We start from the raw sequence: 25,442 nt of genomic DNA on the forward strand, positions 1-25,442 counted from the left end.
CATAAGGGAAGGCATTCCCTATTTCTATACAATTCAGAAATCTTTTATGCATTTACACAAGATATTTTACGCTCTCGAAAATTTTTCTAGGATAAATGGTTAATTTTAGTGATTTGGTAAGGATTGCGGGAGAAACTTAAGAATTGGCCAGTAAGTGCTATCCATGTTGATACAGATCAAATGTCGTATCAATGGCCAACACATAGAAGGTCGTGCCCTTAATTTTGCCAATCACGCGACCGCTTTTAGCCAAGCGAAAAATCCACATGCCCGTCAGACAAGTTGCTGCCCGACCCGACGCAACAAATTCAGAGTTAACGGCTAATTTAACGATATGGTCTGGTAAATTCTCAATACCACTTTCTTTTGACCAGCCCAAAATAGTAACTAGATCGTCATTCGACAAGCGTATCATTTTCTCAACAAATTTATTTTTGATGCTTTTGTCAAAGTGCTTACCAGAAAAATTGTATTTACGATTAGACGTGACAAACGACAGGTTAAAAGCTAATCGTTGCTTGTTATGTGGTGATCGTGCATTCAACCGCACACTTTTTGCTTCAGATTTAAAGTGATTTTTTAATCGTAAGTCTTTTTTCATTGCACAATACTGGTTTTAAAATATTCGGTCATCAGCGTCGGCGCAATCACCTGACTCTGCGGCGTCTCTTGCCAAGGGCGTTCTTGATGGGTCTCTTTCATCAACTGAATCGCAGACATATCACCAAATGCCGTCCAAACCGCAGTCAAGACCTGCTGCAAGTCAGGATCACGTTGCAGCTCATTGTAGTCGGCTAGATCCGCCGCCGTTAACCGCCCAACGATACTGACTCGTCCCACATATTTATCGTGAACTGCCTGCACCACTGGACCATACCGCCAGGCAAGAATATCATCAGCAAACGCTTTACGCCCATGAACTGCCAGAAAGGTTCCCTGAACGTAATACAGTAATTTCATCACTTTCATTTGACTCAATTCATCATCACCATACTGGCGCATCTGGGCGTTACTGACAGCTCGAAACCAATTAACAATCTTAAAAACATCAGTCATGCAAATCGCCTCCTAAGAACACTCAGTCACTTCAGTATACCTGACCCACCCACTCCCTGTACACCAACTCTACTGGACAATCGTGACCATACATCAAGCCATTCTGATGCCAAAACAAATAGCGTCTGGACAGTTTTCTAGTCAACTGTTCACACGCTATTTTACAATTTAATCGTTGGTTACTTCTGTTTCTACTACCCCAACTTGCTCAAAAAACGCTGGCACTAAGGCTTCGTAAACCGTAATCGCCTGAAGATATTCACTCACGGACACGTACTCGTCGACTTGATGGGAGGAGTCGTTGCCGGGCCCCAGCTCAATGCTGGTGAAATCGCCCTTAGCCCGTAAGAATTCCGCTCCATCATTGGCACCCCCGGAACCGACGATCTGCGTATCGTGGCCACAGACCTGATCACTGATCTGCTTGGCCAACTGAACCAGCGGCGCTTGCGGATCACCCGGAATCGCCTCTTCTGGGTAGCTGTAGCTCAATGCCAGCTGTACGCCCTCCTCTTGATTCAATTGGGCAATCAGAGCCGCTAACTCGTCGTAGATGACCTGATTGGGGTAGGCGGGAATCGTCCGCATGTTCGCCATTAGCTCAGCGTGGGCGGGAATCGAATTGATCTGCTCACCACCGGAAATTAAATCCACGTTATGCAACAGGCCACCCAGAACGGGATCGACGGTCGTGTGTTTGGCCATCAGTGGCCCCACGGCGTTATAAAATTTCATCAAATTAGCAATAGCGTTGATGCCGTTTTCCGGACGGGCACTGTGACTCGCCTTCCCGGTCGACACGACCTTGTAGTCAATGACGCCCCGCGCCGTGTAAACCACGTTATTCAGACCACTGGGTTCCGCAATCACCAGGCCAGCCAGATGGTCGGCATAGCCGGCGTCAGTCAACGTTGCCGCGCCATACTCGCCGGTCTCCTCGCCCACCGTAGCCAGCAACCGAATGCTACCGGCGAGCGGCGTCTTCGCTTCCAACGCCTCCAACATGGTAATCACGATGGCCGCCAAGCCACTCTTCATATCAGAAGCGCCACGACCGAAGAGCTGGTCGCCCACAACTTCCCCGCCAAACGGATCATGGTGCCAAGCGTTGGCGTCGCCCGCAGCCACAACGTCCATGTGGCCGGACAGGCCGAGCATTGGCCCAGACGTTTCCCCAATCGTCACGACCAAATTATCACGACCGGGGGCAAAGGGAACCTTCTCGATCTTGGCCTGGGGGTACGGGGCAAATAAACTGGCGATGTAGTCAGCAACCGCCGTTTCGTTGGCATTGACCGACTGAATCTGAATTAGGTGTTGGAGAATCGCAATCTTATCTTGGGGCATCATGGGCGTCATCCTTTCTTCGTGACAAACTTAATGGTTCTTATCATACGCCCGTTTGCCAAAAAAGCAACCATTTTCTGCAATTTTATAAGTTATATCCATTTTATACGTATTTTTATACATTATTAATGAATATTCGCGGAATGCGGGTCGCCTGCGGTATAATAATGTTAAGTACTGATCATTAGGAGGGATTTTATGAGAATTTTTGTGCCAACCGAAAACGGCTACTTAGCCGACGAATACAGCAAGTACGCGACCGGCGACGATGTCTATGGTGGTCAGCCTGTGAAGTCGTTTCCCATCAGCCTATCTAAGATTCCCAAGAAGACCCAAACGATTGCGCTGAACCTCATCGACTTTGATGCCGTTCCCGTCAGCGGTTTCCCCTGGATTCACTGGGTCGCCGCTAACTTTCCGGGAACCACGCGGGAAATTACGGCTGACGTGTCCCGGACCAATGCGATTCCCCACGTTCATGGGCGCAACAGTAACGCCGGCTCATTGATTGGCAACACGGATCCCGCAGTCTTTCAAAATTACACAGGGCCCTTTCCGCCTAATGCCGATCACGACTACAGTCTGACCGTCTATGCCCTGAACACGAAGCTCGACTTAGCAGACGGTTTCTGGCTAAACGACCTGCTGCACCAGATCAACGGGCACGTCTTAGATACCGCGACGATTACCCTGCGTGGTCACGTCTAAACTAAAAAAGAAGGCTAATTATGGAACAGAATTATGCAAACATCCTAGTCCCCGTGGACGGCTCCGTCCAAGCGGAATTAGCGTTAAAAAAGGCGGTCACGGTGGCGCAGCAAAATGACGCCCACATTGACCTACTAAATGTCTTGCGCATCAACCATTACGGCTTTTACGTCAGCGGCTCAATGCCCGGCGGTGTGATCCATGATTTGGCCCAAGATGCGACGTCATACCTCGACTCGCTGGTCCAAACGACCCGGGCGGCGACTGGCTTTAAGGATATGGCCATTCACGTGCGGTTCGGTAATCCCAAAACCGTTATCTCTCATGAATTCGTGCGCGACCACCAAAACGATTTGATCGTGCTGGGGGCCACCGGGATGAGTGCAGTCGCCCGCATGGTTGAAGGCTCTGTCACGGCTTACGTTAGCCGGATGGCGGCCGTCGACGTCTACGTGGTTCGGACCGACGAAAGCGGCAAGCAGATTGACGCCAGTCAGGTGGCCACGGAAAACAAGGACCAACCGAAGTTCTTTTAACGAAATCAGTGCAATTAAAAACATGGTGTTGCTCGTGGATGATTTACGAGTACACCATGTTTTTTGTTATTTCCGCCAAAACGTTGTCACATCGGCTTTATCGGCAATATTGAACGCAATGATCTGCCGCAATAGCTCATAGTCCACGTCTTGGGTCCATTTGATCCGACCGAACTTCTTGCCCGGATTGTATTTTGCCGCCGCAATCTGGTCAGCAAACTTCTCCATGGCCGGTCCCTCAGGCGCAAATGCCATGTGCGGCTTGGCCACGCTGAAGCCAATAATGAAGGTGCCGTGGTCGGTAAACATCGGCTGGTTCCAGGCGTAGCGCTGCTCTAATTGCGGGAAGGTCGTTTGGACCCAGTCCAGGACAGTCCGGACGCGAATCTGTTGATCAGGATCATCAATTTTTGCCAGGTAATTTTCAAATTCAGTAATCATCATGTCACCCCTCGATTGGATGCCCTAATTGTACCATGGCCGCTTAAATTGGCCGATCAATAGCCCTCTGCAAATCATCAGCAGTTTCTTAAGAATATCTAAAGACTTGTGAAAATGGGTCACAAATCATCGGTGAATTTCGTTTGTATAAGTGATGGGACCGGTTACCAATCCGCTTTCTTTGGGCCTTTACAACAACGATACGTAAACCATACGGAATTGATACCTGTGCTTGCTACAATGACTGAGATGAAACCTAAAGGGGGTCTCGTCATGTCACAACGCAACACACCCAATCTCGATAACCTAGTTTTGTTGTCCCTTCTCCTGGTCGGCTTTGGCAGTCCCAGTCTAGCTGCCGCCGTCCAAGAACTCCAATCTAAGTAGTGCCAAGAGCACGCAGAAACGTCCTTACCCTCCGCTTCTACGCGCTTTTGTTTACCCTTATTTTTACCATTAACGTCTGTATGTCCATTGAGGAGGTTTCCCATGAAAAAGCAACATCTCGTTTGGTCAAGTTTACTGGCGCTGGCTTTACTAGCTACTTTAGTCGTTCTACCAACGTCAACCACTCACGCCAGCAAACGCCTGACAGCCATCCCCCAAGCCTTACAGGGCTACTGGGTCACGAATGGGCAATCCCATAAAAAGATCGACCGCGTTTACCTACATATTACAGCCAAAAGCCTCGAGGCCAGCGTTATCGGCCACAAAAGCATGAAGCAAGCCCTCTTGACCTTCCAAGACCTGCATCTAGATGGCCAGTACTTCATCACGCGCACACAAAAGACCAACCACATGAAGGGAACTATCGGTGAGAACCGCACCGCTACCTTCAATCAGATCGCCCACAATCGTTGGAATCTCTATGGCACCTTTGCCTACAAATCAGGCAAGCCCGGCTACCTCACCAACCGCTATGCTTTAGCAGGCCACAAACTCTACATCCAAGATTCCCTGTATTCCGAGAAGCCCCAGGGATTTACCCGCAAACCGTTAGCCGCGCATGAGCACCTTCACGCCCAAAAACCAACACTCAAGTACAGTAAGATCAGCACGAAATACCTACAGTCAATCGGCCTTTATCATTAACAAAAAAATCGCCACCCATCTCTGAGCGGCGACTACCAATCAATCTATGATTCTTGTTTAAAAGTTTAGTGGAATTGCATCCCGCCATCGACTTCAAGCGTTTGGCCGGTGATGTAATTTGAATCTGGACCTGCTAAGAAGGCAACCCCGTTAGCCACGTCTTCTGGTTCTGACAGACGGCCTAAGGTGATGTCCTTAGCAAAGGTTTGCATCCCCCATTCGTCGTCCTTACCAGCGTTTTGACCAACCTTGTGGGCGATGTCAAACATCATTGGCGTCTTAACGATACCAGGTGCATAGGCGTTAACCGTGATACCTTCAGCGGCTAAGTCACGGGCAGCAACTTGCGTAACCCCCCGAATGGCAAACTTAGTCCCACTGTAGAGTGCCAAGTTAGGGTTCCCGACAACACCGGCTTGAGAAGTTGCAGAAATGATCTTCCCACCGTGGCCGAGTTCCTTGAATTTCGCGTGAGCAGCTTGAATCCCCCACAGAACACCACCAACGTTAACGTGGTAAACTGTGTCGAATTGTTCTTGGGTGATTGTGTCAATTGGGGTAGTTGGGCCAAGGCCGGCGTTGTTGACGATTACGTCAAATCCGCCGAGCTTGTCTGCAGCTTCGTTAACTGCCGCAAAGACACTGTCGCGGTCAGAGACATCCGTCTTGACTGCAATGGCCTTTCCACCATCAGCTTCAATAGCAGAAACAACCTTGTTGGCATTATCTAAGTTCAAATCAGCAATTGCAACTGCGAATCCATCGCTAGCTAAGCGCTTGGAAATGGCTTCACCAATTCCTTGTCCGCCGCCAGTAACCATTGCTACTTTTCCATTTGATGCCATGTGCCATTCACTCCTTCAGAATAAGTAAATTTCCAGGTACGTTCTTATCATAACGGAAAAATTATGAAAAAGAAAGCGATTACCCCAGATTTTGTGAAAAAATGTTCATTTATCACAAGATTCGTCACTGATGGGCGCAACCACCTCAGCCAGTTAGGGTTACGCCCTGTTAACTGTTTGCGAAAAGTGTCGTTTGCTCACTAAAAAGGCCACCCGTAAACGGATCGCCTTTTCTAGAAATACACTATTCTCAATTAAACTCGGTCACGCTATTTCGTGGTACTCAAGGTTGCTTCATCAGCACCCGCTTTTTCCCGTAAGGTCGCTTCAATATCTTCCAATGACCGGTTCCGGGTTTCGAAGACCTTCTTTTGGACGAACCAGATGGAAACGAAGCACAGCACGCCGTAACCAATGAACAGGCTCCCGGTTCCGAAGAAGTCCAGCAAGGATGGGAACGTCAAGGAAACGATCATGTTGGCCGTCCAGTTGATGACACTGGCAAAGGAGTTGCCTAAGCCCCGAATGTTCAATGGGAAGACTTCCCCGATCATGACCCACATCACGGGACCCCAAGTTGCGGAGAAGAAGGCGATGTAGACCGTCAAGGCAATGACGGAGATGATTGCCGCCGTCTGCGAACCGCCGGAGAACTTCATCCCAAAGCTCATGATAAACAGGGAAATCCCCATGCCGACCGCACCAATGTTGAGCATTTTCTTCCGGTCGATCTTGTCCATGATGGCCACGGCCACCGCCGTTACAATCACGTTAAACACACCAATCCCAATGTGGGCGAGTAAAGCGGCGTTCACCCCAAAACCAACATCGGTAAAGATCGTGGGCGCGTAGTACAACACGGTGTTGCAGCCCATAACTTGTTGGAAGATGGCCAAACCAATCCCGATGACCAGGGATGGCCGGACCATTTTCCCAAACAATTCAGACCAGCCGCCACTAACAATCTTAGCGGACGCCTCGATGGCAGCCACTTCCTTGTTGACAGCCACTTGGTCGTGTTTGTTCATCGTATCCAGAACTTCACGCGCTTGGTCCATGTGCCCCGACTTCACTAAGAACCGAGGACTTTCTGGCAGGATCAACCCACCTAAGAACAGTAAGGCCGCGGGAATCGCCGCAAACCCTAACATCCACCGCCAACCAGTGTAGATTCCAGCAAAGCTGTAGTTGGTGATGTAGGCCAGCAAGATGCCGCTCATGACCATCAGTTGGAACAGACTAGAAACGGTCCCCCGCTTATCAGCAGGTGAAAGTTCGGCCAAGTACGTAGGAATCAAGGCGGAGGCGGCCCCAACGGCCATCCCCAAGATGATCCGGGAAATGATCAACGTCCAGAACTCTGGTGAGAACGCTGAGCCCAACGCCCCGACAAAGAAAATAATAGCAGATAACAGTAATAGCTTACGCCGGCCGTAACGGTCAGAGGAAGGCCCGATGATGGCGGCCCCTAAAATCGCCCCTAAGAGGACGGCACTGACGACCCAGCCCTGTTGCCAGGAACCCAGGTGCATTTGTTTTTGAATGAAGAGGATTGCCCCAGAGATGACCCCAGTGTCGTACCCAAAGAGTAAACCACCCAGTGCCCCAAAGAAATAGACAAATCCAGTAGAAACTTTACGCATAATCTCGCTCCTTATGCGGCCCATAGCCGTTGAATTAAGTACTCGCAGAAACTTCGCGGTGTTGTCAGCTAGGGATGGAATTTACTGTCTCGCGGCAAATCCGGTATCGGTAGTTCGGCAAACGCCTTATCATGTGTATCGTGTAAGTTGGTGATTCAGTTGGTTGATTGTCGCAACCAACCATGATAGTAGTTTAGCACGTTTTACTCTCTTTTGAAAGCGTTTTCTACGTCATTTAAACAGATTTTCATCTCTGTCAGGCTAGCCACGGCATTTACCTCACCATAAAAAAATCGCCCACCCATTGACTGAGCGAGCGATTTTAACCTTTAGTTATTATTCAGCAGTACTCAGGTCGCTAGCTGATTCCCCAGCCTTGGCCCGCAGTGTTGCTTCGATGTCTTCCAGTGAACGATTCCGCGTTTCGAAGACCTTCTTTTGGACGAACCAGATGGAGGCGAAGCACAGCACACCGTAACCGATGAACAGGCTCCCAGTCCCGAAGAAGTTCAACAATGCTGGGAAGGTCAAGGAGACCACCATGTTGGCCGACCAGTTGATCACACTGGCAAAAGAGTTCCCCAGTCCCCGAATGTTCAACGGGAAGACTTCCCCGATCATGACCCACATCACCGGACCCCAGGTTGCGGAGAAGAAGGCAATGTAGATGGTCAGGGCAATCACGGAGATAATCGCTGCGGCCTGTGAGCCACCCGAGAATTTCATCCCGATGCTCATGACGAACAGGGAAATCCCCATCCCAACGGCACCAATGTTCAGCATCTTCTTACGGTCGACCTTATCCATAATGGCCACCGCAATCGCCGTCACGGCCACGTTGAACACCCCGATTCCGATGTGAGCCAGCAGTGCCGCGTTCACGCCGAAACCAACGTCGGTGAAAATCGTTGGCGCATAGTACAATACAGTGTTACAACCCATAACTTGTTGGAAAATCGCCAGGCCAATCCCGATAATCAGTGATGGCCGAACCATCTTGCCAAATAATTCAGACCAGCCGCCGTTCTTCATTTTTGCTTGTTCTTTGATCTGCGCCAATTCAGCCTCAACGGCCGTCGTATCATGCTTGTTCATGGTGTCTAAGACATCGCGCGCTTGGTCCGCGTGACCCGTCTTGACCAGGAACCGGGGGCTTTCAGGTAGGATCAACCCACCCAGGAATAACAGGGCTGCGGGAATCGCCGCGAAGCCTAGCATCCACCGCCAGCCGGTGTAGAAGCCCGACCAGGCGTAGTTGGTCACGTAGGCCAGCAAGATCCCCGTCATAACCATCAACTGGAACAGGCTGGAGACCGTCCCCCGTTTATCAGCGGGTGAGAGCTCAGCCAAATACGTGGGAATCAAGGCTGAAGCGGCCCCAACGGCCATCCCCAGCACGACGCGGGAAATGATCAACGTCCAAAATTCTGGCGCCAATCCGGACCCTACCGCACCGACGAAGAAAATAATGGCAGATAACAGTAATAATTTCCGCCGGCCATACCGGTCAGAGGAAGGCCCGATGATGGCAGCCCCTAAAATTGCGCCGAGCAACACGGCACTGACGACCCAGCCCTGTTGCCAGGAACCCAGGTGCATCTGCTTTTGGATAAACAAAATGGCGCCAGAGATGACCCCGGTATCGTAACCGAAGAGTAAGCCACCCAGTGCCCCAAAGAAATAAACAAATCCGGTCGAAACTTTACGCATAGTTCTCGCTCCTTATGTGGTTTACACCATAGATTCAAGTCGTGACAATGTATGTGGAAGTATAGCTGAATGTGTAAGTTGGTTTTGTTACTGTTGGTTGGTCGGATAAACCAACCCTGAGAGTAGGATACCACCATTCGTCTCATTTTGAAAGCGTTTTCTTTAAATTTAAGACTTTTTCGCCATCTTGGCTAATTTCTGAAAGGCCCCGATCTAACGGCGATCCTACAGCCGTAAAGCTTAATCGTTTTACCAAATTTTCCATCATCCCTCCTACGCAAAATACCCAAACTGACGCCGTTGTCAGTTCAGGTATTTCAAAAATATTGCCAATCACCAGTGACCGGCCGGCTACAGTTCTGCCTTCCGGTAAGCTAATAACTGCGCACTGATGCCCTTGGTCTGTTGGTAGACCTGCTTGTAAATGGCATGCATTTTCGCATATTTTTCGACGTTTTCTGGGTTCGGTTCGTAGGCCTTGCCAAAGTGCACGAAGGTCTTGGCACAGTCTTGTAGCGAGTCAAACCAGCCCAGGCCGGTGGCCGCAATCATGGCCGCCCCCATGCCGGGACCTTGCTCGTTGGTCAGGCTGACCACTTTGCGGTTAAAGATATCCGCTTGAATCTGAAGCCACAGCGGGCTCTTGGCCCCGCCCCCGATGGAAACGACGGTATCAAAGTCCGCGCCGTTTTCTTCGTAGATGTCAAAGAGGTCTCTAAAGGAGAAGCTGATGCCCTCCAACACGGCCCGCACGAAGTCGTAGCGCTGATGGGTGCCGTCGATACCGGTGAAGCTCCCCCGGATGTCTGCGTCCGCATACGGTGCCCGTTCGCCCACGATATAAGGCGTGTAGAGCAGGCCGTTGGCGCCGACCGTGGATTTGGCCGCACTGGCCACAAATTCCGTGAAGTCGTCGATTGGGGCGAAGGTCTTCTTGAACCAGCTCAGCGAGTAGCCGGCCGCCAAGGTGACCCCCATGGAGTAGAACTTGTCCGGAATCGCGTGGTCTTCAAACTGCAAGACCCCGTGATAATTCACGTCGGCATTGTCTTCGTACTTCAAGACCACACCGGACGTCCCGATACTGGACAGGACCATGTTGGGCTGTAAGATTCCAGCCCCCACGGCCCCCGCGGCATTGTCGGCCGCCCCACCAAAGACCTTGGTGGCGGGTGTCAAGCCGGAAAATTCGGCGTAAGCGTCCGTGACCGTCCCGGCAAAGTCGACTGACTTGATCAGTGGCGGGCACATGGACAACGGAATATCAAAGGCGTCACAAATTTTTTCACTCCACTCGCCCTTGGCCACGTCTAACAAGACGGTCCCGGTGGCATCGGAGTAGTCCATCGCCAGGTTGCCGGTCATCCGGTAACGCACGTAGTCTTTGGGCAGCACAAAGTACTTGGCTTGGGCCCAAATGTCGGGTTCATTTTCCTTGACCCACAGGAGCTTGGTCAGCGTGAAGCCTTCCAGCGGTTGGTTGCGGGTAATGTCAACGAACTCATCGCCCAGCTTGGCCTCAATCTCTTCTCGCTGCGGCGTACTGCGCGTGTCGTTCCATAAAATGGCGGGGCGCAGGACCTTCTTGTTGGCGTCCAATAAGACCAGCCCGTGCATTTGCCCGGAGTAGCTCAGGCCTTCGATGTCTTCGGCGGCCAAGTGGTCGTTTAAAATCAGCCGGACGATGGCCACGGTCGTGCCGGAGACCCAGTCCTCTGGATTTTGTTCATTGTAGCCGGGTTGCTTTTGAATCAAGTCGTAGTCGAAACTTTCTTGGGCGACAATCTGCCCGCTGCGGTCGAGGGCGGACACTTTAACGGCACTCGTGCCCAAGTCCACGCCCAGTACGTACTTCCCCATCAGTCATTCCTCCTAGATGTTCTCTGTTCTAGTTTACCGTAAATCACGGTGGTGCGACCAACGCAAATTGGCGGACGAACCCACCGTTCGTCCGCCATTTGCTGGTCAGTTATTTCGCGTCACGAAACGATTACTTGCTAAGGGTTTCGATGATGTAATGGTTAATCGTGTCTTTAACTTCTTCCAAGTGATCGGAGTGCGTTGCGGCAACCAATTCTGATTGTGGCTTGTCGATTGCGTAGGCTTCAAGTGACTTCAAGTCAGCCTTGCCGCTTTCGATGTCGGCACCGATACCAGTCGTGTATGAGCTGTAACGATCAGCCTTGAGGTTGTCTAAGAACCCGTCAGCCTTCATTGCTGCAGCAACCCGCAGGCCGGCAGCGAAACTGTCCATCCCAACGATGTGGCCTAAGAAGAGGTCTTCTGGGGCGAATGAGGAACGACGAGGCTTAGCATCGAAGTTCAACCCACCGCGAGGGCCGATGCTGCCGTTTTCAACAACTTCGTACATTGCCGCGGTCGTTTCGTATAAGTTAGATGGGTATTCGTCGATATCCCAGCCAATCAACTTGTCGCCTTGGTTGGCATCCAATGAGCCCAAGACGCCGGCTTCACGAGCGACACGGATTTCGTGTTGGTAAGTGTGCCCAGCCAAGTTGGCGTGGTTGCCTTCCAAGTTCAACTTGAAGTCTTTGTCCAAGTCGTATTCCTTCATGAAGGCAATCGTGGTTGCGGCATCAAAGTCGTATTGGTGCGTCGTTGGTTCCTTAGGCTTTGGTTCGAGTAACATTTGGGCGTCAAAGCCGATTTCGTTAGCGTAGTCCTTCGCCATGTGGAACAGCTTAGCTGCGTGTTCTTGTTCTTGCTTCATGTTGGTGTTCCAGAGTGATTCGTAACCTTCACGGCCACCCCAGAAGACATAGTTTTCGGCGCCAACGCGCTTCCCAACTTCCAAGCTGTGCTTGAGTTGTGCGGCACTGTAAGCGTAAATGTCAGCGTATGGTGAAGTCCCGGCACCTTCAACGAAGCGTGGGTTCGTGAACATGTTTGACGTGTTCCAGAGAACCTTCATGCCAGACGTCTTTTGGTTTTCAACGATCTTGTCAACGACCTTGTCCAAGTTGGCGTTGGTTTCACGTAACGTGTCGCCTTCAGGAGCTAAGTCCCGGTCATGGAAGCAAAGGTAATCAACACCTAATTTGTTGTAGAATTCAAAGGCGGCATCGACCTTGGCTAAAGCTAAGTCCATTGGGTCGGTGTACTTGTCGTAAGGACGTTGCGCAGTCCCATCACCGAATGGGTCAACTAACCGTTGATCAAAGGTGTGCCAGTAGGCAACGGAGAACCGCAGCCAGTCTTTCATTTTTTTACCAGCAATTACTTCTTCTGGATTGTAGTATTGGAAACCTAAACCTGATTTTTTATCTTGATGGCCGACGTATTGAATCTTGTCGACGCCTTTCCAGTATTCTTCAGTCATAATTTTATAATACCCTCCTAGTTAGTTCGTTGCGACAACCAACTTACAAATATCAGTATACAAGGTTTTTCTGTTTTTGCAAGCGTTTTCTCGAATTTTGTTGGGAATTTTTTTGGAGCGCATTCTGAACCTATTGCGGTGGTTGTTTAACGGCCTTGGCTAGTAAAAAATCGTTATTGATATACAGTATAAACGTATAGTTATGATCGTTAACTTTTTTGATATTATCTAGATTTTCCTTATAAATGCGCTTATAATAGACGTTGACGATAGGACAATTAGGACTGTCTATTTAGCTTATCACCCGATATTAAAAAAATGGGTAATCAGTACTATTCACCGGAGGAGGACCTATTATGTTTAAGGGGCACAATGAATCGCTGCACTATAAGATGTACAAGAGTGGTAAATCTTGGATTTTTGCTGGGCTAACAGCTGGCTTACTACTAACTTTTGGTGGCACGACGGCCTTAGCGGATACCACGCCAACGACCGATGACCCGGTGGCCGAACAATCAACGATCCAACCGGACGAAACCACCAAAACAACTGTCGCGCTTAAAGATACGCAACCCGCTGAAACCACGCCGACATCTGCAGAAACGCCGAGCGCTGAAAAGGCCACTGATGACCCAGTCCCGGATTCTGAACCAAATTCGAACGTTGATGTAGACGACCCCGCAATCACGCCTAAGGAATCCGAAGAAGTAAATGACCCGGAACTTGTTGATACGGCGGATAAGTCCTCCTCGTCAGATGAAACCAGTGAGAAGACCGATACCGACATTCCTACTCAGCCTGCAAAGACTCTCAACGTCCACAACCGCTATGGCTTGATGCGTTCCGCACCAACCGTAGCCACTGCACCCGTAGTTGAGGCCGCACCCGCTGTGACAGTGAATGAGTCGATTGATGATTGGATGCCAAATAAGGCGCTACAAGACCTAGTGGCATCTCAGTTAAAGAAAACTGTTGCAGCCCTTACTAAGGCTGACCTTTTAAAACTAACTAGTCTTGAAATTGGCTGGGGACAAACATCTACATTCATTGACGGTACCTCCTCATATTCACTAGAGGGACTACAATACGCCACTAATTTGACTCACCTTGACCTTGGCTATAACCTAATGAACCGTCAGTTTCACAAATATTTAAATGGTGATATCACTGACATTTCACAACTAGCTGCGCTGACAAAGTTGACCTACCTTGATTTAAGTAGCAACCGAATCTCAAATATATCTGCATTAACCGATCTTAAAAGCTTAAAACAATTAATGATTTCCGGTAACGCCATTGCTGATTTTTCTGCTCTGGACTACAAGCAATACTCAGATATGGAATTCGGAACACAGGATATCGTTCTGACAGACTTGGTAACAATCGACCCCTCGAATCCAACAATCACAATTCCGCAAATTTTTAAATTACCACAAAACTACAGTGCAAACTTACAGTACGACGTTGCTACGGACTATACTAAAACCATCAAGGACTTATACGTTTGGCAAGATCCGATGACTGGAGCCGGTGCTACTCATCGCTTTCTTCGCGGTGGAACCATTAAAACCAATGAACAAGGCGCTCACGTTGCCAATCCTGACGGCAGTGTCACTTTCATTAATATTCCAAAACAAATTTCCCCAGCCGACGTCCCAAGTGATCGTGTAGATATTTCTATCATTCAGAATCCTGTCACATACTACTTAATGGAAGATATCGTGGGGGGATATGAAGTACAGGCAAACGTCTTCATCCCCTACGACAACCCCAAAACAGCCGGCGACCTCACCGTCAAATACCTCGACACCGACAGCAAATCGATTCAAGCCGACCAAGTTGTCACGGGTAAGCTGACCAGCGACACCTACGACCTGACGGCGGAAACCATCAACCTTAAAGGCTACACCTTTGACCACGCGGACGGCGAACTGACCGGGCCGTACACCACTGACCCGCAGACCATTTCCCTGTACTTCACCAAGGATGCCACCAAGCCGGTCACCCCCGTTACGCCACCCGTCGTGACACCGACGACGACTGTCACCGTGACGACGCACTACGTTGACCAAAACGGCCAGTCGCTGCATGCCGACCACCTTCAAACGGGGCAAGCTGGCGATCACTATACGACCACTGCCATCGATATTCCTGGCTTCAGCCTCACGACGACACCAGCCAATGCTAGTGGGACACTGGGTGCGGCTGATGTCGTGGTCACCTACGTTTATAACAAGCTTGATGAGGCGGGGAATAATCCCAAGCCGACTAAGCCAACGACTACGACTGATAGCGGTGGTAGTGCCGCCACAGCAGAAGACTTAGTTAACCAAGCGACACCCCCAGACAAGCCGCAAGCTGGTGACGTTGCTAACCTGGTCAGCACTGGTGGCCAAGGCGCTACCGTTGCCGACCTGTCGACATCTGCTGGCGACCCTAATCCAGCGAAGGCCACCGTAACCGCCACAGCGTCACCCGCTACGATCACCCCCGCAGCCAAGACGACCTTGCCACAAACCAACGAACAGACCCGCTCACCATTAATTGGGCTGGCACTGCTACTAGGAGCGCTCGTCGGCTTTGGTTTGAAACGACGCAAACAACGCTAAACCAAAAAATCTGACTCAGCCATCACGGCGAGTCAGATTTTTTATTCAGCGGTTTCGGCGCTAGGCCGTTCAAAATTCAATTCATAATGTGTCAGATTCAAGACACGGTGCGTGATCACCGAACAACCGCCCAAAACCGTGGCCAGCCGGGCATTTTGCGTGACGTCGATGGGCAGGTCATTTTGCGCCAAGGCCTGGTAGACCTCACGAATCTGCGTCAACAGGTCCGGGATCTCTTCGACTAGCGGCGAGTTCAGGAAAAAGGCGTCCGGGTCAAGCGAACGCATTAGGTTGTAGATCAAGCCGCCGATGGCTGTGGTAAATTGTCGCAAGACCACCACAGTGTCCACATCGTGCTCCCGATACAGTTGCACCAGGCCATCTCGGTCCAGCGTGGCCAGTCCCTTTTTTTCTTCAATCTGCTGGATGATGGCGTCTTCGGAGCTGATGTCTTCGGCGTGGACGGGATGGGCATTACCGGCCCCGTCCATGGCAATGCTGACGACGGTCTGACCGATTTCACCAGCGTCCCCGTGTTCGCCGCGGAACAGGTCGCGACGCAAGATGATGCCGGCCCCGATACCCCGGTGAATGCTGACGGTCACGGTGCTGTTCAGGTCCCGCGCGCCATTGAAGTCACGTTCGTACACGGCGGCCAGGTTGGCTTCGTTTTCCAAGACTACCGGCACCTGGTAGGCCGTGGTGAAGACCTGTTCCAAGTCGACGTCGCCCATATCAATGAACGGTGATGTTTGGACTTGGTTGTCGAACACGATGCCGTGAATGGAGAAGCAGATGCCCAATAGGCCGTGGCTGGTCTGGTCTTCGCGGCTCATCTGGGTAATGTACTGGTTGATCTGGGCGATCATGTCGTGGATCGACTGCCCCTTGGTTTCAATGCGGTCATACTTCCAGACGTGTCCGTCCAGGAATGTGGCAAGTGCGTGCAAATGCCGGTACCCCAAGTCAAACGTTAACGTGAACCCGTAGTTGCGGTTGATCTCCACCAGTGTTGGCTTTCGGCCACCCGCGGTCGACGCCTCCCCCAGCCCCAACTCTGTCAAGTAACCGGCGGCCATCAGGGTGTTGTACAGTGATGAGATCGTGGACTTGTTCAAGTTTAACTGGTGAGAAATCGCGATCCGCGAGGTGGGATGGTTATTAAAAATTTGTTGCAGGACCAGACTTAGATTTTGGTCATGCAACTCGTTACGATTCATACTGCGACGAACCATGTGGTCCCCTCCTCGGTAATGTGATCAATGTGGTTGGACGTTTAACTAAACCAACTAACCGTTTTGTTAAACAAGTTAGCATTAGTCTATTTTGCAAGCGGTAACATTTTACTTACTCTGGTTTAGTGAACCAACCAACTCCAGTATCACCTACTGAAACGCAAATTTCAACCGTTTCTGGCCAATTTCCGTTAAAAAAGAACCGCTGCGTGCTGGCGCGGCGGTTCTTGGGAATTCAGTCATGTACTTTGATTTGTAAAATGCGGTCCACGTCGGCGGCCGTTTGGACCGGCGCTTGGTGCAATTCCAACGCTGTGATGGCCACCATGTCGGTCGGCAACAGTTCGAAATCCTTCACTGCCAAATTTTCTTGGAGCCGGTCGGCGTGCGTGGACTTGGGAATCACCACGATGCCGCGTTGTAGCAGCCAACGCAAGGCAATCTGCGCTGGCGTTTTACCATATTTGCGGCCAATCTTTTGCAAGACGGGATTGGTGAACAACCCGTTTTGCCCCTCAGCAAACGGTCCCCAGGCCTCCGGTTGGATCTGGTGAGCCTGTAGGTAACTGACCGCGGCCGTCTGCTGGTGAAAGACGTTGATGGGAATTTGGTTGACGGCTGGCTGGACCTGGTTGAAATGAGTAAAGGCCGCCAGCAAGGCTGGTGTGAAATTGGACACGCCAATCGCCCGAATTTTCCCGGCTGCGTAGAGCTCTTCCAGGGCGCGCCAGGCGCCGTAAACGTCGCCGATGGGCTGGTGAATTAGATATAAGTCGAGGTAATCCAGGCCCAATTTGTCGAGTGAGTCTTGAAAGCCACGCCGCGCACCGTCATACGTCATGTCTTGCACCCACAGCTTGGAGGTGATGAAGAGCTCCTCGCGCGGCACGCCGCTGGCCCGAATAGCGGCCCCGACCGCGGTCTCGTTGTGATAGGCCGCGGCGGTGTCAATCAGGCGGTACCCCAACTGCAGGGCAGCTTCGACGGTGGCCTGCGTTTCCGCAAGGTCCCAGACCTGAAAGACGCCCAGGCCGAGTTGGGGCATGGTGACGCCGTTGTTTAACGTAATTGTCATCTGGCTTGTGCCTCCAATTCATGAATCAGTTGTATCACGCGGCGCTTGACCGCATCACGGACCTGTCGAAATGCGGCTAGCACCTCGGCTTGACTGCCCGTGGCCTGCGCCGGGTCGGGTAACGGCCAGTGCCGCCGGTCAACGGTGGGTGGCGTCATGGGGCACTTGTCCCGGGCATCGCCACAGAGCGTGACGACCACGCTGCTATTGTTCAGATACGTGTCGTCGATCAATTTCGAGGTGTGCTGTGAAACATCCACGCCGACCTCGGCCATAACCTGGACCGCAAGCGGGTTTAGTCCGTGCGTTTCCACGCCTGCACTGGCAATCGTCCAGTCGCTGGGGGCTAAGGTACGCGCGAACCCCTCCGCCATTTGGCTACGACAGGAATTTCCCGTACATAGAAAGTAAAGCTGTTGCCGCATGACACTCACTCCTTCATTTAGCCACGATGTTCCTGGTGCCAACGTTTGATATACGCCAGTCGTTCCTTGAAGCGGCCTTCGCGTCCCTGCTCGGTCGGTTCGTAGTACACGTGGCCCTGCAAATCGTCCGGCATCGTCTGCATGTTCGTCAGCTTATCCTGGGTATCGTGGGCGTACTGGTAGCCCTTGCCGTAGTCCAGATTCTTCATCAACTTAGTCGGCGCATTACGAATCTGGAGCGGAACTGGCTCATCGCGGGTCACCTTGACATCCTTCTTGGCGGCCAGGCGCGCCTTGTAAATGGCGTTGGACTTGGGTGCCAGCGACAGGTAGGCCACGGCTTCCGTCAGATGAACGTCACATTCCGGCATCCCCAGAAATTGGCAGGCCTGAAACACGTTGACGGCCACGTTCAGGGCGTTCGTGTCGGCCAAGCCAATGTCTTCGCTGGCAAACCGGACCAGCCGCCGCGCAATGTACAACGGGTCTTCGCCACCCTCGAGCATTCGCGACAGCCAGTAAATGGCGGCATCCACGTCGGAGTTACGCATGGATTTGTGCAGCGCCGAAATAATATTGTAGTGTTCTTCGCCGGTCTTGTCGTAGAGCACGAACTTTTGCGTGATCAGCTGCTTCAAGTCGTCCATGGTCACGGTAACTTCTTGGCCAGACTTCTGACCGTTCAGAACGGCCATTTCCAGCGTGTTCAGGGCATTACGCGCGTCACCGTTGGCAAATTCCGCGATGGCCCGCAGCTCGTCGGCACCGATGTTCACGGTGACATCGAACCCGTCTGGATTATTGATTGCGTTGGTCAACAGCTGCTCGATGTCGCTGGTCTCTAAGGCTTTGAGCACAAAGACCTTGCAGCGCGACAATAACGCGGAGTTGACTTCAAACGACGGATTTTCCGTGGTGGCACCAATCAGAATGATGCTCCCTCGCTCCACGTAGGGCAGAAAGGCGTCCTGTTGGGCCTTGTTGAAGCGGTGAATTTCGTCAACGAAGACGATGGTCTGTTCACCGATTTCCCGGTCACTTTCGGCTTGGTGCATAATTTTCTTGATCTTGCTGATGCTACTGTCAACCGCACTGAAGCTGAGAAATTTGGCCTGCGTCTGGCGGGCGATAATCTCGGCTAGCGTGGTCTTACCCACACCCGGCGGTCCCCAGAAGATCATTGAGGAAACCTGGTCATTTTCAATCAGTTCCCGTAGAATCTTGCCGGTCCCCAACAAGTGGGTCTGCCCGACGAACTGATCCAACGTCCGCGGCCGCACCCGACTCGCCAGCGGGGTGTTCTGGTTATTCGCAAATAGCGACTCTTGTTCCACGTGAAACACTTCCCTTTTAGGTCCATGATACCTTGTTTTGGGGGAATACAAAAGTCATTAAAACTTGGGGGAACACCTATGACAAGCACCTGAAATGGCCCTGACAGTCAAATAGCATTTTCCCCATTAACTACCACGTGGATTGCTTAGAATTGGCGTTGCGCTTGAGCCGCTAATAGTGCCGCCTGCAGTGCCTCATCGACTGCATAAATGTACAGGCCATTGACGCCCCTTGTGAGCAAAACATTCAACTCATGTGGTAAAAGCTCATCGGCCACAGAGATCTTATGTTGCTGGCCAGCGGCGTCCGTCACCGTCCGTTTCTTGGTGACCTTGCTATTTTGACTAGCGCTAGGATCAAAGATCACGTGGCCATCGCGGTACTTAACGGATGGCCCGATGATGACGCCACTATAGTTCAGGTCAAAACCCTGAATCGTAAACGTTGACCCAACTTCGCCGAGGGTCTGTTCTTGTTCTGCCCAGGCTAAATGTTTGGTCCACCGCGGCTGACCCTTGGGCGCCTTTAATTGCTTGTTCCACGGCAATTTCAAATTTCCAGCTGTGACGTAGTACGTTTGCTTCCCCTTAGACACATACGGCCAGTCAAAGGTTGCCAGCATTCGCGACAAACCATGGCTTTGATTCTGGGCTTTTTCTTTGATGGCGTCATACATGGCTACGGGGTCCGTAAATACTTTTAAATCATACTTTTGGTCCACCGGAACGGGACCGATAACGCCATCTTGAATGAAGGTGGTCAACCAGTCTTGCATCGCCTGATTGGCGTTCATCCGTAACTGATGATTGAGGGTGATGAGTCCACCTTGGTGTGTCGCACGGTCTTCCAACGATTGGACCTGTTCAGCCGAGATGTACCCTTCCCGGCTGAGAATCTGGCGTTTATCAAAAACTGCCACGACCACTTTGGCTCGCGACAGAATGTCATCCCACTGATTCTTCCCTTGATAGGACTGCTTACCTTGCGTCCACAAGAGATGGGCCTCATCAACCAGAACAACGTCAACGCGTTTGTTCTCGGGATTCGTGATAAAGGTCGTGGGCTTACTGACGTGACTCACTGGGATACCCAGCTTCTCGGCAATGTTCTGGTAGACCTTGACCTGCTCATCATGATTGACCAATAGGTAGTTTTCCGCGGTATGGTAGTCTGTATAATTTTGGTCCTGACCAAGCTGCCAGAGCTGATAAAACAGCGAACTCAGTAAGACCGTCTTGCCAGACCCCGCTTCACCTTCCACCAAAATCAGTTGATGCCCCTGCGTTGCTTTAAAAGCCGCTTGAATCTTACGTAGGATTTTCTCACGGGCATGGTCCTGTTCGCGCGTCAGGCTGTGAAACGGTGAGGCCTTGAACAGTGCAGAGTCCCGGACAATCGATTCGATAGGAAATAGGTCGGCGTCTATTTCATGCAGCTTTCGCCAAATTACCGAGAAGATGGCATTCTTTTCGTTGGCAGTGTAGTACTTATTTTGTTGGTTTTCTCGCCGATTATTCAGACGTTTAACACTTGGTACACCTGACATGTAAAGCATCATGCTATTTTCAATGTCCATCGTCAGCGACTTATTGAAGTGCGGGTGGCCAATCACCACCAGCCGGGGATCAGGGCTTTCTGCCAGGTATTTCCAGTCCTGACGCGACGACGGATCAATTTCCAAATGTTGCCAGGTTCGATGTGCAATGTCGTTGGTTTCCCCAACGTAGACCTGATAGTTATGCGCTTTTTCCTTGTCGTAAACGATGTAGACCGTGGGGTATTCCAGCAACAGCTCGACGTGGCTACCCGTAACCTTCTTTTGAATCTCAGTTCTTACCTGATCATTGAACCCGACCTCTTGAACGACCGGCCTTTCAACCTTTGCCATGCTGTCACCCCTAGTCTTGGTCAAATTTCCAATGCCGTTGTACGTTGATTTCATGTTTCTGTTGGACAAGCTCATTCGGCGTGACGCCCAGCTGGTCACACATGTAGTAGGCGTAGGTCAGGACATCCCCCAACTCTAGCTTTAAGTCAGCGATTTGCTGGTCGCTGAAAGTCTGGTGGCTATCCTGCCAAAGAAATAACTCATTAACTTCAGCGGTCTCCACTGACAATGCCCGAGCCAACGCCGGTAACGTATGGTACTGTTCCCAGCCCCGTTGATGCCGAAAGTCCCGTAATTCCTGAATCACCTGCGAATAGTCTAAGTCAGCCATGTTGCGCGTCCCCCTATCAGTTTGATTAGTTGGTCAAATTATACCATTTGCAGGATCTGATTGAGAATTGATTTTGCCCAGCTGAGAGCTTGATTTTATAGACAATTTCTTTCATACCATAGAATCTTCACCTTAAATCCTTCACCGATCACGCTCCGGCAACTGCCCCCGTTGACTGATCAAGCGCAAGTGTCCCCATACCAGACTCAAGCCAAAGCCCAGCAACGTTGGGACCAGCCAGCCCAATCCCATTCCCGCAAATGGAATCAATTGATGATATAGGCTCAGTGCCGTTTGAATCGGCGCCCAACCGGTGATGATTGCCGGCGCACTATTTAGCATGTCCAGAACTGCCGGTAAGACTGTAAATGCGATCGTTACCTTGTATACCAATCCGGCGTACGACCGTTTGGCCACCGTGAGTGACAGTAAGATCAAGGCCAATGCCAACGGGTACATCAACATCAGCACGGGCAGCGACCAGCTAATAATCGTGTCCAGCCCCGCATTGGCCACCAGGAACGAGAGAATCGTCGTCACCCGTAGCCAGGCCAGGTAACTGACCTTTGGGAACAACTTATGAAAGTCCTGGGCAAACGAGGAGACCAAGCCAATTGCCGTCGTGAGAACGCCCAGCGTCACCAGCGCCCCCAGCAATACGGTCCCCACGTTGCTGAAATAATGCCCCACAATCTGGGACAATGCCACACCACCATTTGCCGAAAGCTTCAGCTGGCTCATGCTCAAGGCGCCTAATAGCACTAGCCCAAAGTAAATCACGACTTCCAACGAAATGCTGATCAGGCCCGCCTTGGCCGTTAATTTTGTCAGCTCACGGCCCTGATAACCCAGTCCCCGAATGGCGTGGACCAAGGTAACGCTCAACGCCAGTAACGCCACCGCATCCAGGGTGTTGTACCCTTCCAATAGCCCGCCAATCGTGGCGTTGGCTTGGTACGTCGCCGTAGGAGTCTGGGACAAACGCCCCATGGGATTGATGAACGCGACTAGAAAGACAATCGCTAGCAACGTTAAGAAGCCAACGTTTAAATACTTGCCCACAATTTTTAAAAGCGCACTTTGATGTGTCGCGGCAACGTAGGTAACGGCAAAGAATATTCCAGTAAACAGCAGCATCCCCACCGTAGAAAAACTTTTCGGGATAAACGGTTCCGCGGCCATTTCATACGCGGTCGCAGCCGTCCGGGGCGTCGCGAAGAAGGGGCCAATGGTTAAGTGCACCAGGATCAAGAAGATAGCTGCGTAGTGTTTACCCACCGGACGGGCCAGGTCTAACAAGCCATCACTCTTGGTGACCACGACGGCCATGATCGCCAACAGCGGAAAAAGCGAGCCAGAAATCGTAAAACCTAGCGCCGCCAGAAACCAGTTCGCCCCCGCCATCTGGCCTAAATGAACGGGAAAAATTAAGTTTCCGGAACCAAAAAACATCCCGAAGATTAAGGAACTGACGACCAATAATTGACCCCAACTATGTTTTGGTGCGATACCTGTATTTTCCATCATCAATTCCTCCAAATCTTAATTTACCCACGAACGTCAAAAGAGCCCTTCTCCCACTACGGGAAAAGGGCTCTACAAGTAGAACGGTACCACCTTTTTGTCTTGACCAACGTCAACACACTCATCACGGACTGACATCCGCTAGCCCAGTAATGGTGGCCACCACGGTAGCCTTATCAACTACCGAACTCAGAATTAACCTTCACGAAATGTTGGCGGTCACTTTTCACTTCACGTGACTCCCTAGACGCCAATCGTTGCGCTACTACTTTCTTCAACGTTTTTAAGTATTGGGATGTATTATAGGCCTTGAGTAATTAAATTTCAATGAGTAAATGGGTATTTTTTAATTTTCCTGTGTCCCTATGATTAGTCGCTTAGCATCTTCAATACTCCCAGCCACCCCTTTTCCACCTGCCAAGTCATCTTTCCAACCCATCCTTTCGAAATTTGACCATGCGCAAGCTATCTCGTTGACCTTTTCTACCTAAGAAGATATGCTAATCCCACTGATCATCGAAACAGACTTCGAAATTAGAATATAAAAAACACAAGGTTCGATTATTTTCAATCGTGTTATCCTGTGTTTTTAGATTTGACATGGCTATAATTCCCATAATAACCATAATTTTATTTTAAAATAACCTCTTACAATTTAACTAACGTAGCAACCTCGGAACCAGAAACTTTGAATAAAACATCTGGTTGTAATCGTGCCGTCGGAGCAACTGATGCATAAGGTATACCTGCAAATGTTTTCAGTACAGCCATTAATATGTGACGCATTCCCCGAGGTGGGATCGCCATACCAATCTGTTTCCTCACAGATTCTTTACCACCAATAAAATGGAAGTCGTCCGGAAAAGTTTGAAGGCGTGCACGCTCGCGATTTGTTAATGCACGATTTTCAGACCAATGGTACATATGGGTACCACCGCCACCAGATCCCGTAACAGTATAAGAAGGCTTATTCCTATCCAGACGTTTGTAAATATTAGAAAGCTTTGCTCCTTTGACATTTAATCGGAGATTTTCTGGAATAGACAAAGACCACGCATTCCCACCCTCAGGAATATAAGATAACATCTCTACCGTTCGCTTATTATGCTTTGTTCGTTCATTATTTAGAGCATCTTCTGGTATTGGAGGTTGAGTAATTGCTTGTTGCGCAGTCACATAATCTTCTGGTTCAGGCGTCGTCGGCGCTGGCACATGAAACTTAATTCCCTTTTTTGCCAGATCATTACGGATACCAACAATAAGAATACGATGTCTAGCTTGAGGAACCCCATACTCTTCAAATTTATAGAAATTAGGGGTTACAGTATATCCTGATTCAGCCAGGGCTTTTAATATTTGAATAAAAGCCTCACCATCATTAGCAGAAGAAAGGCCACCCACATTTTCCGCAACAAAGAATTTAGGTTGATAATTCTTGAGCACCTTTACTCCATAAGTGTACAGGGGGCCATAAGTTCCATTTAGGCCCTTATGTTTTCCAACAACTGAAAAATCATTGCAGGGAAAACCAAAGATTAACGCATCAATTCCTCCAAGTAGCTTTTGATTATCCAAATCAAAATGGCGAACATCTTCACAGTAAACTGTTGTCGCATCGGGATTGTTCAAAATATTTTCTTTATAAGTCTCAACAGTATCCGGATCAAACTCATTAGCCCAAGCATGCTGAAATCCCCACTCAACACCCTTATCGTCAATTACATGGCTGGTTTTAGCCGCGTATGCACCGCCACCAGGTCCGGCAAATAGTTCTGCAGTTTTAAAAATCATGGTTTAATCCCCCGATTCGATAGAATTATAGGCACCAAACTTAAGTTCGGGCATATGCCTATGCTGAAGATTTTACACTAGTAGTAATTTTATGCAAGTCTTAAGTTGTAAAGTTTTTAGATATTTGGCCATAAATTGTTGTATTCTAGTGATATAAACAATTACTGGAGGGATAAAAATATGGGAAACTTATATTCAAAGGTGCCACCCATCCCATCGATCTCAGATTCTACATTAATCGTCGATGAGATTGAAACGGCTATGCAAGAAGCTGATGAAGTGAAAATTGCAGTTGGATATGTATCAGTAGCCGGACTAATTCAACTTGATAAATTGGTTCGATCCAATAAAATCAACCACATCGATCTGGTCATAGGGATGTACAAGGTCGAAGGTATTCCCGAAAGCATCTATAATAAAATAACAGAGGTAAATACCTGAATTATTCACCAGAAACTCCAAAATCCCCATCAAACACATGATTCAAGTGCTTGATGGGAATTTTACGTTT

The 25,442-nt window shown here is 50.2% G+C and carries 23 protein-coding genes; 6 read left to right on the plus strand and 17 right to left on the minus strand.

Annotation, left to right across the window (positions count from 1 at the left end):
* Nucleotides 1-157: 157 nt before the first annotated feature.
* The 3 genes from NGM66_RS12860 to NGM66_RS12870 form a co-directional block, all read right to left on the minus strand.
* Nucleotides 158-601, minus strand: a complete 444-nt coding sequence (locus NGM66_RS12860) for a hypothetical protein (protein WP_208907811.1) — start codon at nucleotides 599-601, stop codon at nucleotides 158-160.
* Nucleotides 598-1,056 (minus strand): Panacea domain-containing protein, encoded by a 459-nt coding sequence (locus tag NGM66_RS12865; RefSeq protein WP_258115773.1) that lies wholly within the window; start codon nucleotides 1,054-1,056, stop codon nucleotides 598-600. Before NGM66_RS12865 ends, NGM66_RS12860 begins: the two co-directional genes overlap by 4 nt.
* Nucleotides 1,057-1,224: 168 nt before the next feature.
* Complete coding sequence (locus tag NGM66_RS12870) at nucleotides 1,225-2,406, minus strand: ArgE/DapE family deacylase (RefSeq protein ID WP_208907809.1); 1,182 nt, start codon at nucleotides 2,404-2,406, stop codon at nucleotides 1,225-1,227.
* 195 nt (nucleotides 2,407-2,601) lie between these two features.
* Between NGM66_RS12870 and NGM66_RS12875 the strand changes: the two genes are divergently transcribed.
* Nucleotides 2,602-3,111, plus strand: coding sequence for a YbhB/YbcL family Raf kinase inhibitor-like protein (locus tag NGM66_RS12875; RefSeq protein WP_208907808.1), 510 nt, complete (start codon nucleotides 2,602-2,604; stop codon nucleotides 3,109-3,111).
* Between the two features lie 20 nt (nucleotides 3,112-3,131).
* A complete protein-coding gene (locus NGM66_RS12880) occupies nucleotides 3,132-3,647 on the plus strand; it encodes a universal stress protein (protein WP_208907807.1) in 516 nt (171 codons plus the stop codon).
* A gap of 66 nt (nucleotides 3,648-3,713) precedes the next feature.
* Here the strand turns inward: NGM66_RS12880 and NGM66_RS12885 are convergent, their stop codons facing one another.
* Nucleotides 3,714-4,088 (minus strand): iron chaperone, encoded by a 375-nt coding sequence (locus NGM66_RS12885; protein ID WP_209280010.1) that lies wholly within the window; start codon nucleotides 4,086-4,088, stop codon nucleotides 3,714-3,716.
* 240 nt (nucleotides 4,089-4,328) lie between these two features.
* Here NGM66_RS12885 and NGM66_RS12890 point away from each other — a divergent pair, with 240 nt between their 5' ends.
* Together NGM66_RS12890 and NGM66_RS12895 are read left to right on the plus strand one after the other, a co-directional pair.
* Nucleotides 4,329-4,475: a hypothetical protein gene (locus tag NGM66_RS12890; protein WP_258115774.1), complete on the plus strand. Its 147-nt coding sequence runs from the start codon at nucleotides 4,329-4,331 to the stop codon at nucleotides 4,473-4,475.
* A gap of 102 nt (nucleotides 4,476-4,577) precedes the next feature.
* Nucleotides 4,578-5,180: a hypothetical protein gene (locus NGM66_RS12895; RefSeq protein ID WP_208907806.1), complete on the plus strand. Its 603-nt coding sequence runs from the start codon at nucleotides 4,578-4,580 to the stop codon at nucleotides 5,178-5,180.
* A gap of 65 nt (nucleotides 5,181-5,245) precedes the next feature.
* Here the strand turns inward: NGM66_RS12895 and NGM66_RS12900 are convergent, their stop codons facing one another.
* From NGM66_RS12900 to xylA, 5 genes are all read right to left on the minus strand, one after another.
* Nucleotides 5,246-6,025, minus strand: coding sequence for a (S)-acetoin forming diacetyl reductase (locus NGM66_RS12900; RefSeq protein ID WP_125575470.1), 780 nt, complete (start codon nucleotides 6,023-6,025; stop codon nucleotides 5,246-5,248).
* Nucleotides 6,026-6,294: 269 nt separating this feature from the next.
* A complete protein-coding gene (locus tag NGM66_RS12905) occupies nucleotides 6,295-7,668 on the minus strand; it encodes a sugar porter family MFS transporter (RefSeq protein ID WP_208907805.1) in 1,374 nt (457 codons plus the stop codon).
* Between the two features lie 336 nt (nucleotides 7,669-8,004).
* Nucleotides 8,005-9,378 carry a sugar porter family MFS transporter gene (locus NGM66_RS12910; RefSeq protein ID WP_258115775.1) on the minus strand — a complete coding sequence of 458 codons (1,374 nt, stop codon included), beginning with the start codon at nucleotides 9,376-9,378 and terminating at the stop codon, nucleotides 8,005-8,007.
* A 351-nt stretch (nucleotides 9,379-9,729) separates the two neighbouring features.
* On the minus strand, nucleotides 9,730-11,238 hold the full coding sequence (gene xylB / locus NGM66_RS12915) for a xylulokinase (RefSeq protein ID WP_208907803.1): 1,509 nt from the start codon (nucleotides 11,236-11,238) through the stop codon (nucleotides 9,730-9,732).
* Nucleotides 11,239-11,368: 130 nt separating this feature from the next.
* Nucleotides 11,369-12,718: a xylose isomerase gene (gene xylA / locus NGM66_RS12920; RefSeq protein WP_208907802.1), complete on the minus strand. Its 1,350-nt coding sequence runs from the start codon at nucleotides 12,716-12,718 to the stop codon at nucleotides 11,369-11,371.
* Nucleotides 12,719-13,074: 356 nt separating this feature from the next.
* Between xylA and NGM66_RS12925 the strand changes: the two genes are divergently transcribed.
* Complete coding sequence (locus tag NGM66_RS12925) at nucleotides 13,075-15,327, plus strand: MucBP domain-containing protein (RefSeq protein ID WP_208907801.1); 2,253 nt, start codon at nucleotides 13,075-13,077, stop codon at nucleotides 15,325-15,327.
* A 41-nt stretch (nucleotides 15,328-15,368) separates the two neighbouring features.
* Here the strand turns inward: NGM66_RS12925 and NGM66_RS12930 are convergent, their stop codons facing one another.
* The 8 genes from NGM66_RS12930 to NGM66_RS12965 form a co-directional block, all read right to left on the minus strand.
* Nucleotides 15,369-16,562 (minus strand): ROK family protein, encoded by a 1,194-nt coding sequence (locus tag NGM66_RS12930; protein WP_208907800.1) that lies wholly within the window; start codon nucleotides 16,560-16,562, stop codon nucleotides 15,369-15,371.
* A gap of 235 nt (nucleotides 16,563-16,797) precedes the next feature.
* Entirely contained in the window at nucleotides 16,798-17,637 is an 840-nt protein-coding gene (locus tag NGM66_RS12935) for an aldo/keto reductase (RefSeq protein WP_258115776.1), read from the minus strand.
* Nucleotides 17,634-18,062, minus strand: coding sequence for an arsenate reductase (thioredoxin) (gene arsC / locus NGM66_RS12940; protein ID WP_208907798.1), 429 nt, complete (start codon nucleotides 18,060-18,062; stop codon nucleotides 17,634-17,636). Before arsC ends, NGM66_RS12935 begins: the two co-directional genes overlap by 4 nt.
* 17 nt (nucleotides 18,063-18,079) lie before the next feature.
* Nucleotides 18,080-19,396 carry a replication-associated recombination protein A gene (locus NGM66_RS12945; RefSeq protein WP_208907797.1) on the minus strand — a complete coding sequence of 439 codons (1,317 nt, stop codon included), beginning with the start codon at nucleotides 19,394-19,396 and terminating at the stop codon, nucleotides 18,080-18,082.
* 146 nt (nucleotides 19,397-19,542) lie between these two features.
* Nucleotides 19,543-21,285: a DUF2075 domain-containing protein gene (locus NGM66_RS12950; RefSeq protein WP_208907796.1), complete on the minus strand. Its 1,743-nt coding sequence runs from the start codon at nucleotides 21,283-21,285 to the stop codon at nucleotides 19,543-19,545.
* Nucleotides 21,286-21,295: 10 nt separating this feature from the next.
* Nucleotides 21,296-21,616, minus strand: coding sequence for a nucleotide pyrophosphohydrolase (locus NGM66_RS12955; protein WP_208907795.1), 321 nt, complete (start codon nucleotides 21,614-21,616; stop codon nucleotides 21,296-21,298).
* Between the two features lie 141 nt (nucleotides 21,617-21,757).
* A complete protein-coding gene (gene brnQ / locus NGM66_RS12960) occupies nucleotides 21,758-23,140 on the minus strand; it encodes a branched-chain amino acid transport system II carrier protein (protein WP_208910976.1) in 1,383 nt (460 codons plus the stop codon).
* A 648-nt stretch (nucleotides 23,141-23,788) separates the two neighbouring features.
* Nucleotides 23,789-24,931 carry a DNA cytosine methyltransferase gene (locus NGM66_RS12965; RefSeq protein WP_258115778.1) on the minus strand — a complete coding sequence of 381 codons (1,143 nt, stop codon included), beginning with the start codon at nucleotides 24,929-24,931 and terminating at the stop codon, nucleotides 23,789-23,791.
* Between the two features lie 180 nt (nucleotides 24,932-25,111).
* Between NGM66_RS12965 and NGM66_RS12970 the strand changes: the two genes are divergently transcribed.
* Entirely contained in the window at nucleotides 25,112-25,372 is a 261-nt protein-coding gene (locus NGM66_RS12970) for a restriction endonuclease PLD domain-containing protein (RefSeq protein ID WP_208907793.1), read from the plus strand.
* Nucleotides 25,373-25,442: the final 70 nt, after the last annotated feature.

Origin of the sequence: Levilactobacillus yiduensis (assembly GCF_024718525.1) — a bacterium.
GTDB lineage: Bacteria > Bacillota > Bacilli > Lactobacillales > Lactobacillaceae > Levilactobacillus > Levilactobacillus yiduensis.

What these genes read in the sequence shown, in the direction of transcription:
- NGM66_RS12880 (WP_208907807.1), top strand. Translation starts at nt 3,132, where the DNA reads ATGGAACAGAATTATGCAAACATCCTAGTCCCCGTGGACGGCTCCGTC.
- NGM66_RS12965 (WP_258115778.1), bottom strand. Translation starts at nt 24,931, where the DNA reads ATGATTTTTAAAACTGCAGAACTATTTGCCGGACCTGGTGGCGGTGCA.
- NGM66_RS12900 (WP_125575470.1), bottom strand. Translation starts at nt 6,025, where the DNA reads ATGGCATCAAATGGAAAAGTAGCAATGGTTACTGGCGGCGGACAAGGA.
- NGM66_RS12885 (WP_209280010.1), bottom strand. Translation starts at nt 4,088, where the DNA reads ATGATTACTGAATTTGAAAATTACCTGGCAAAAATTGATGATCCTGAT.
- NGM66_RS12860 (WP_208907811.1), bottom strand. Translation starts at nt 601, where the DNA reads ATGAAAAAAGACTTACGATTAAAAAATCACTTTAAATCTGAAGCAAAA.
- NGM66_RS12895 (WP_208907806.1), top strand. Translation starts at nt 4,578, where the DNA reads ATGAAAAAGCAACATCTCGTTTGGTCAAGTTTACTGGCGCTGGCTTTA.
- arsC (WP_208907798.1), bottom strand. Translation starts at nt 18,062, where the DNA reads ATGCGGCAACAGCTTTACTTTCTATGTACGGGAAATTCCTGTCGTAGC.
- xylA (WP_208907802.1), bottom strand. Translation starts at nt 12,718, where the DNA reads ATGACTGAAGAATACTGGAAAGGCGTCGACAAGATTCAATACGTCGGC.
- NGM66_RS12910 (WP_258115775.1), bottom strand. Translation starts at nt 9,378, where the DNA reads ATGCGTAAAGTTTCGACCGGATTTGTTTATTTCTTTGGGGCACTGGGT.
- brnQ (WP_208910976.1), bottom strand. Translation starts at nt 23,140, where the DNA reads ATGGAAAATACAGGTATCGCACCAAAACATAGTTGGGGTCAATTATTG.
- NGM66_RS12955 (WP_208907795.1), bottom strand. Translation starts at nt 21,616, where the DNA reads ATGGCTGACTTAGACTATTCGCAGGTGATTCAGGAATTACGGGACTTT.
- NGM66_RS12935 (WP_258115776.1), bottom strand. Translation starts at nt 17,637, where the DNA reads ATGACAATTACGTTAAACAACGGCGTCACCATGCCCCAACTCGGCCTG.
- NGM66_RS12970 (WP_208907793.1), top strand. Translation starts at nt 25,112, where the DNA reads ATGGGAAACTTATATTCAAAGGTGCCACCCATCCCATCGATCTCAGAT.
- NGM66_RS12930 (WP_208907800.1), bottom strand. Translation starts at nt 16,562, where the DNA reads ATGGTTCGTCGCAGTATGAATCGTAACGAGTTGCATGACCAAAATCTA.
- xylB (WP_208907803.1), bottom strand. Translation starts at nt 11,238, where the DNA reads ATGGGGAAGTACGTACTGGGCGTGGACTTGGGCACGAGTGCCGTTAAA.
- NGM66_RS12875 (WP_208907808.1), top strand. Translation starts at nt 2,602, where the DNA reads ATGAGAATTTTTGTGCCAACCGAAAACGGCTACTTAGCCGACGAATAC.
- NGM66_RS12925 (WP_208907801.1), top strand. Translation starts at nt 13,075, where the DNA reads ATGTTTAAGGGGCACAATGAATCGCTGCACTATAAGATGTACAAGAGT.
- NGM66_RS12950 (WP_208907796.1), bottom strand. Translation starts at nt 21,285, where the DNA reads ATGGCAAAGGTTGAAAGGCCGGTCGTTCAAGAGGTCGGGTTCAATGAT.
- NGM66_RS12865 (WP_258115773.1), bottom strand. Translation starts at nt 1,056, where the DNA reads ATGACTGATGTTTTTAAGATTGTTAATTGGTTTCGAGCTGTCAGTAAC.
- NGM66_RS12870 (WP_208907809.1), bottom strand. Translation starts at nt 2,406, where the DNA reads ATGATGCCCCAAGATAAGATTGCGATTCTCCAACACCTAATTCAGATT.
- NGM66_RS12890 (WP_258115774.1), top strand. Translation starts at nt 4,329, where the DNA reads ATGACTGAGATGAAACCTAAAGGGGGTCTCGTCATGTCACAACGCAAC.
- NGM66_RS12905 (WP_208907805.1), bottom strand. Translation starts at nt 7,668, where the DNA reads ATGCGTAAAGTTTCTACTGGATTTGTCTATTTCTTTGGGGCACTGGGT.